We start from the raw sequence: 6,882 nt of genomic DNA, 5'->3' as shown, positions 1-6,882 counted from the left end.
GTTACTGAGCCTGCCGAAGTATCCCGCCGCTAAACTGAGTACAGTTATAGCGGGGGACAACAGGAGCGAGTAGTTAAAAAAACAGTTGAAGCCCCAGACTTGCAATACCGCTCAGGAGGTTGAGAAAATTGGAGCCGCCACCAGAGCGTCTGGGTTTGCCAGCTGTTTCGATTCCCTTCGTAATGTCTTGGGCTAATTTGTAACCTTCCAGATTCCCTTGGGCTGTAAAGAGTTGTGCCGCTCGCTGGGTATCTGCGATCGCTCCGCTTCTGTCACCCTGTTGGTAGCGAACCATGCCGCGCCCCAAGTAAACCTCGGCATAGTCGGGCTTGATGTTCAGCGCCTGACTGAAGAGTTCCATCGCTCTGGTGTAGTTGTCCCTTTCAGCTTCTGCCATTGCCCAGCTATAGAAGTCTTCCGCAGTGCCGGTATAGCTCGGCATTCCGATCGCACCCAGGAAGTTAGCATTAGTCAAGCTGGCACCAACCAAATTAGCCTGAGCTAAAACAGTATCTCTCATATCCACAGCATTCAGATTGGCACCACTGAGGTTGGCACCTGAGAGGTTGGCACCAAACAGACTAGCGCCTGTGAGGTTAGCACCGCTGAGATCGGCACCCGTGAGATTAGCCCGACTGAGATTGGCGCGACTCAAGTCAGCACCGCTGAGATTGGCGTTTGCCAGGTTACCCATCACCAGTCCAGCATTGCTCAAGTCGCATTTCTGACATTGCCTAGTCGAGAGTAGCTGTCTGATATGTTCGGGATTTGCAGCTTCGGCAGGATTTACCAAGCTAAAAGTCGTCAGGAGTGTTGCACTAGCTAGAAGTTTTGGTTTCATAAGCTTATTGAGGGCGATCGCATCTGAGTCTTTTCCGCATACCAGCATTTTGCTCGCATCAGAGCCATTAGCACAAGTCATTCTATTTCAGTTTTCCGTCTGCTGATGTTCCTGCAACCAAGCTTCTAAATCTGTCATCCGCTCAAAATCCAACAGCGCCTCCCCTAAGTCCTCTAACCAATCGATAGATAACCCCTGAAGTCGCTCTTGCATCTGAGGTTCAACCGAACCGATCCGACGATTCAACAGACGTATAATTAATGCCAATTCTCCTTCTTGTCGTCCTTGTTGTCGTCCTTCCTGTCGTCCTTGTTGTTGCCCTTGTTGTTGCCCTTCTCTCAATATTTCTTGATACCAGGGAGATTCCCGCAATACAGCCATATCCCACCTCATAATCTGCTGAACTAAACGAGTCTCTAACACAAAACCTGCAAAGAAAGCTAACAGTGGTTCTAATTCGCTCAATTGTTCATTGGTACGCAACATCTGCAAAGCACGCCGTACCATAGACTCTTCCCCACCGCCCCTCAGCACTGGCACAAAAGGGAGTAAAGTGGGTAACGGTTGTTGAAAAACCCGATCGGCATCTACTTCCCATAGGTTTATCGTGCAATAATCTTGGCGTGCCTGTAAACCCATGAACTCTGATTCATAGCGGCTGGCTATCTGCATAGAAACAGAAGGCGGCAGGATATTTACCAGTACCGGGTAGGTGGGCAAGTCGTAACGCTCCTCTGCTAGGGCGGCGTAGGCTCGCATCCGTTTCGGTATATTAGGCTTGTAGCGCAATTGTAGCTCGTTGAGAATCAGAAAGTCGCCGTGTTGAGGGTTCATCAACAGTTGTAACTTTACTAACATTTACTCACAATCCTTCACTTTTACTCCCTGGCCTTACCACACTCGCCCAAACCCATAGTAAAATTTGGCTATGCTACTGGGATTTAAAACTCAAATCAAAATCAATTCTTCGCGGCGGCAATCTCTAGCCAAACACGCAGGCGTAGCACGTCACGCTTGGAATCAAGGTTTGGCTTTATGTCTTGCCGTCTTAGAACACAACCGTTCTCATCCAGAATCCCAAATTAAATTTCCCACAGCCATTGACCTGCATAAATGGCTAGTAGCATCAATAAAACCCCAAAATCCTTGGTATTACGAAGTAAGCAAATGCGCCCCCCAATATGCCTTAAGGCATTTGTCAGAAGCATTTAAACAGTTCTTCAACGGTATAAAAGGGTTTCCTAAATTCAAAAAGAAAGGTCACTGTGACTCATTTACTCTAGATGGTTCTATCCACATAGAACACCAGAGCATCAAAGTACCAATATTAGGAAAGCTAAAAACTTTTGAGCGATTACCAGTAGGGACAAAACCGAAATCAGTCACCATTAGCAGAAAAGCCGACCGCTGGTTTATCTCATTTAAAATAGAAAGACCGAGCCAATCAACACCAAAAAAACGGGATGTAGTGGGAGTAGACTTAGGAGTAAAAACCTTAGCTACCCTATCGACAGGAGAGATATTTACAGGTGCGAAGTCTTACCAAAAAGCCAAACAGAAATTAGCCAAACTCCAACGCATTGTAGCACGTCGTCAAAAAGATTCTGCCAACAGGTTTAAAGCAGTCAAAGCCTTAGCTCGTCTGCATCAAAAGATAGCCAATATCCGCTTGGACACATTACATAAACTAACTAACTACTTAAGCAAAAACCACGCGGTAGTAGGAATTGAGGATTTGAATGTGTCAGGGATGATGAAGAATCATTGTTTAGCTGCATCGATAGGAGATATGGGATTTTATGAATTCCGTCGGCAATTGGAATATAAATGTCCGTTGTATGGTAGTAAGCTAGTAGTGATTGGCAGGTTTAAGCCAAGTAGTAAAACCTGTTCAAATTGCGGTTTCGTCAAAGAGGTTTTGACATTATCAGAACGAGTTTATCGATGTGATTGTGGCTTAGAATTGGATAGAGATTTAAATGCGGCAATCAACATTGAGAAATTAACGCGGGAAGTTCTCTCGTGTCTGCTTGTGGATGGGGTGCTGCCGACAGTCCCAGATGAAACAGGAAGTTTTTGTTAATGAATGTTAGCAAAAATCGAACGGCTGTTGGCTTTGATTAGCACATCGCTTTCTCGACTTAGCCACTGAAACTCGGAGGTAAGAATGTCTCGCGCTACGACTTCTGGGTTTTGCGTTACCCATTGCACCCAGGCATCGGGTGCCAGACTGATTAAACGTTTGCTGCCAATATCTGCCGATTTAGGCATGGTGTGGATTGGATAGTTAGGCTTTTATTTTAAGCCGATCGCATCCTCATCCTTCACCAGTCAGCCATCAGATGAATTTTCTTAGCTTTAATCTAATCCCAAGCTTGCTCTCATTGCCAACTCATATTGCTGTGACTTAATCGCAGTAACCTGGTTGGTGCGTCCATGTTCGCTAAGCTTGCTACTTAAGGCATAAATTATGCGTAACACCGATCGCCAAATCCTGTTTTCTTTGTCCTATCAGATACATCCTAAAATTATGCACCCAATCGTCACAAAAGCTTCTACCTTTATCGGCACCACTTCGGGACGCATCTATTTATTGTCAGCTGTCCTCATCTTCGCTGCGGCTAATTCGGTGACGCGACGCTTAACGGAAATCGGTTCTCAACACTTAATAGACGGCAGAAATCCCATTTCCTTGTGCAATGTTTTATTTGTGGGCAATCTTTGTGCCTTACTGGTACTGATTCCCATCTATGGTCGCCAATTAAACTTTGATTCTTTCAAACAATTATCTGGAAAAGATTGGCTGAGTTTGACAGCGGTGGCCATCTTGTCGGGCGCGATCGCACCCGGTTTAATTTTCACAGCCCTTTCTCTGACAATGGTTAATAATGTTGTTTTGGTCGGACGCATCGAACCACCTTTAATCTTAGCTTTATCTGTTTGGTTTTTACGAGAAAAAGTTAATATTTGGGCAGTTGTTGGTGCGTTTGTTTGTCTGGGCGGAGTAGCCGTCACGCTATACTTGCAAAGTTTAGGGCAAAATGCACCCGATTCGGGATTTTTCATCCACATAGGAACAGGTGAATTGCTGACGGCTGGAGGAGCATTAGCCGCATCAGTCGCTAATATTATCAGTAAAGTAAAACTGGCTAATATACCTTTGGGAATATTTACCATCTTTCGCATGGCTGTAGGAACAGTAGTCTTTTTTATTGTCGCCTTGTATCTATACGGGGCAGAACATTTCATGGACGTATTTACACCTTTTTTGTGGCAATGGATGTTAATTTATAGCGCAGTAATTGTCGTAGCTGGGCAATTAGCGTGGTTTATGGGTTTAAAAAAATCTACGGCATCGGAAATATCGTTAGCTAGCTCTTTTACGCCGCTAGCCGGAATTTTGGCAGCTTATTTCATTTTGGGCGAAGCACCAAACTTGGCACAATATATTGGTGGCAGTATAGTTATAGGCGGTATTATAATAAGCCAAATTGGTGTATGGCGTCAGTCAGCGGCAATTCCCCTAAGTTATAAGAAAGAAATAGACATGGAAATTGGATTTAAAGGAATATGAAATTATGGCAGTTGAATATGATATAGTCATAATTGGCGGCGGTTCGGCTGGTTTGGTTGTGGCTAGCGCAGCAGCCCAATTGAAAGCAAAGGTAGCACTGGTGGAACGCGATCGCCTTGGCGGAGACTGTCTCTGGTATGGCTGCGTTCCCAGCAAATCCCTCATCCACGCTTCTAGAATCGCTTATGAGGTGAAAAATGCCGCACGTTTTGGCGTTTACTCCCAAAACCCTGAGATTGACTTTGCCAAAGCGATGGGCCACGTCAGAAGTGCGATCGCAGCCATTGAACCCCACGACTCACCAGAACGATTTCAATCATTGGGCGTTGAAGTAATTTTCGGTTCCGGTCAATTCACAGATAAACAAACTTTTGAAGTTAACGGTAGGCGTTTAAAAGCAAGGGCATTTGTGATTTCTACAGGTTCTCGACCGGCAATTCCTCCCATTCCCGGACTTCAAGAAGCTGGATATATCTCAAACGAACAAGTTTTCCAGCTAAATAAGCGTCCCGATTCCCTCGCCGTAATTGGCGGCGGGCCGATTGGCTGCGAATTGGGGCAAGCTTTTTCCCGCTTAGGTACTGAAATTACTATTATTGCCAGTAGCGACTATCTTTTACCCAAAGAAGATCCAGAAGCAGCTAAAGTTGTACAATCTCAATTTGAATCGGAAGGCATTCGCGTCATCACCAAAACACGAGTCGAACGGGTGGAAATTGCCGATGGGAAAAAGCAACTATGGGCAGGAAAGCAAAAAATTGCTGTCAATGAAATCTTAATCGCAACTGGACGAAAACCAAATATCGAATCCCTCAACTTAGAAGCTGCTGGAGTGGAAATTGACAAACAAGGAGTAAAAATAAACGCTAAACTCCAAACAACAAATCCTCGCATTTATGCCTGCGGCGATGTCATTGGCGGCTATCAATTCACTCATGTGGCTGGTTATGAAGCGAGTGTGGTGCTAAAAAATGCCTTGTTCTTCCCCCTCAGCAAAACCAATTATCGGGTAATTCCTTGGGCGACATTTACCGATCCGGAATTAGCGCGTGTCGGCTTAACCGAACAGCAAGCCAGACAGGAATATGGCGATAATATTTATGTGCTTCGCTGTGATTTTGCGGATGTCGATCGCGCCCAAGCCGAAGCCGCCACAAGTGGATTTGCTAAAATAATCACGCGCAGCAACGGCGAAATACTTGGTGCTACTTTGGTTGGCCCATCTGCGGGTGAATTAATCCACGAAGTCGTTTTGGCAATGTCCAACAAGCTGAAAGTTTCAGCCCTCAGCGGTATCATCCACATCTACCCGACTTTGGCAGAAGTCAACAGCAAAGCAGCACTTCAGCTAACCAAGCAAAAATACGCCAAAAACCAAACGCTACAAGCCTTGCTAACCAAATTCTTCGGCTTCCGGCGAAATGTGGGATAAAAAGGCGACATTCCAGTGTCTGAGCTATGCTGGAGCCATCTGGTGAGAGAAATTCAGCACTATGCACAGGCTGCTAACGGGGCCATTGAAGGTGGAAAATTTGACAGTTGCGATCGCAGATTTACCAGCGTCGTTGCATGGCACAAAAATTGTACAGTTGTCCGATTTCCACTACGATGGTATCCGACTTTCGGATCGCTTGCTTGAAGATGCGATCGCAGCCAGCAATCAAGCCGAACCCGACCTTGTACTACTCACAGGTGACTATGTTACCTCAGATCCAGCCCCAATTCATAAATTAGTATTGCACCTCAAACATCTGCAAAGTCGTTTCGGTGTCTGTGCCATTTTGGGCAACCACGACATTTACTATCGCCACTCAAAACAGGAAATACGCACTGCCCTCACCAACATTGGCATTACCGTTCTCTGGAATCAGGTCATTTATCCACTCGGCCCCGGATTAGCCCTCATAGGACTAGCTGACTTCCGTTCCTCCAAGTTTAAACCAGCCTCGGTAATGAAACAGGTGGACGCCGCCACTCCCCGCATTGTCCTATCCCATAATCCAGATAGTGCCGAGATTTTACAACAGTGGCGGGTGGATTTGCAACTTTCCGGCCATACCCACGGCGGTCAAATTTTACTCCCCGGTTTAGGCCCCCTGCCTGCATGGCTGCCAACGCTTACTCGCTTCATTCCCAAACCCCTGCGCCGCCATGTTCCATACCTCCGTAAGGATTCTCGGAATGTGTTTCAGCATTGGGAATGGGCACAAGGTTTGCATCAGGTTGGCACGAATCGTCTGTATGTCAATCGCGGATTGGGAACCTATTTACCCGGACGCTTGTTCTGTCCCCCAGAAGTCACGGTAATCCAGTTAGTTATAGCTAGGGACTAGTGCAAGTTGTCAGTGGTCAGTCGTCAGTGGTCAGTCGTCAGTGGTCAGTGGTCAGTCGTCAGTGGTCAGTCGTCAGTGGTCAGTCGTCAGTGGTCAGTCGTCAGTGGTCAGTCGTCAGTGGTCAGTCGTCAGTG

7 protein-coding genes are annotated in these 6,882 nt (G+C 46.2%); 4 read left to right on the top strand and 3 right to left on the bottom strand.

All coding sequences use genetic code 11. The features are described 5' to 3' along the window. Positions 1-73: 73 nt before the first annotated feature. A complete protein-coding gene (locus LAY57_RS24810; protein ID WP_338022484.1) occupies positions 74-922 on the bottom strand; it encodes a pentapeptide repeat-containing protein in 849 nt (282 codons plus the stop codon). 6 nt (positions 923-928) lie between these two features. After that, positions 929-1,699 carry a DUF4351 domain-containing protein gene (locus LAY57_RS24805; RefSeq protein WP_249069775.1) on the bottom strand — a complete coding sequence of 257 codons (771 nt, stop codon included), beginning with the start codon at positions 1,697-1,699 and terminating at the stop codon, positions 929-931. Positions 1,700-1,769: 70 nt separating this feature from the next. Between LAY57_RS24805 and LAY57_RS24800 the strand changes: the two genes are divergently transcribed. Next, complete coding sequence (locus tag LAY57_RS24800; protein WP_338022483.1) at positions 1,770-2,924, top strand: RNA-guided endonuclease InsQ/TnpB family protein; 1,155 nt, start codon at positions 1,770-1,772, stop codon at positions 2,922-2,924. On the opposite strand, the gene LAY57_RS24795 is transcribed toward LAY57_RS24800, so the two are convergent. Then, entirely contained in the window at positions 2,921-3,112 is a 192-nt protein-coding gene (locus tag LAY57_RS24795) for a hypothetical protein (protein WP_249069778.1), read from the bottom strand. The two genes, LAY57_RS24800 and LAY57_RS24795, sit on opposite strands and share 4 nt — an antisense overlap. Positions 3,113-3,311: 199 nt before the next feature. Here LAY57_RS24795 and LAY57_RS24790 point away from each other — a divergent pair, with 199 nt between their 5' ends. From LAY57_RS24790 to LAY57_RS24780, 3 genes are all read left to right on the top strand, one after another. Then, the gene (locus LAY57_RS24790; protein ID WP_249069774.1) at positions 3,312-4,415 is read left to right on the top strand and encodes a DMT family transporter; all 1,104 of its coding nucleotides are present in this window, start codon (positions 3,312-3,314) and stop codon (positions 4,413-4,415) included. Positions 4,416-4,419: 4 nt separating this feature from the next. Next, positions 4,420-5,847, top strand: coding sequence for a dihydrolipoyl dehydrogenase family protein (locus LAY57_RS24785; RefSeq protein WP_249069773.1), 1,428 nt, complete (start codon positions 4,420-4,422; stop codon positions 5,845-5,847). Positions 5,848-5,908: 61 nt separating this feature from the next. After that, a complete protein-coding gene (locus tag LAY57_RS24780) occupies positions 5,909-6,748 on the top strand; it encodes a metallophosphoesterase (protein ID WP_249069772.1) in 840 nt (279 codons plus the stop codon). Positions 6,749-6,882: the final 134 nt, after the last annotated feature.

The sequence above is a fragment of the Argonema antarcticum A004/B2 genome (genome assembly GCF_023333585.1).
In the GTDB taxonomy this organism is placed as follows: Bacteria; Cyanobacteriota; Cyanobacteriia; order Cyanobacteriales; family Aerosakkonemataceae; genus Argonema; species Argonema antarcticum.
Note: the sequence above shows the minus strand (reverse complement) of the source record. Positions and strands in the feature narration are given on the sequence as shown.

What these genes read in the sequence shown, in the direction of transcription:
- LAY57_RS24795 (WP_249069778.1), bottom strand. Translation starts at nt 3,112, where the DNA reads ATGCCTAAATCGGCAGATATTGGCAGCAAACGTTTAATCAGTCTGGCA.
- LAY57_RS24800 (WP_338022483.1), top strand. Translation starts at nt 1,770, where the DNA reads ATGCTACTGGGATTTAAAACTCAAATCAAAATCAATTCTTCGCGGCGG.
- LAY57_RS24785 (WP_249069773.1), top strand. Translation starts at nt 4,420, where the DNA reads ATGGCAGTTGAATATGATATAGTCATAATTGGCGGCGGTTCGGCTGGT.
- LAY57_RS24780 (WP_249069772.1), top strand. Translation starts at nt 5,909, where the DNA reads ATGCACAGGCTGCTAACGGGGCCATTGAAGGTGGAAAATTTGACAGTT.
- LAY57_RS24805 (WP_249069775.1), bottom strand. Translation starts at nt 1,699, where the DNA reads ATGTTAGTAAAGTTACAACTGTTGATGAACCCTCAACACGGCGACTTT.
- LAY57_RS24810 (WP_338022484.1), bottom strand. Translation starts at nt 922, where the DNA reads ATGACTTGTGCTAATGGCTCTGATGCGAGCAAAATGCTGGTATGCGGA.
- LAY57_RS24790 (WP_249069774.1), top strand. Translation starts at nt 3,312, where the DNA reads ATGCGTAACACCGATCGCCAAATCCTGTTTTCTTTGTCCTATCAGATA.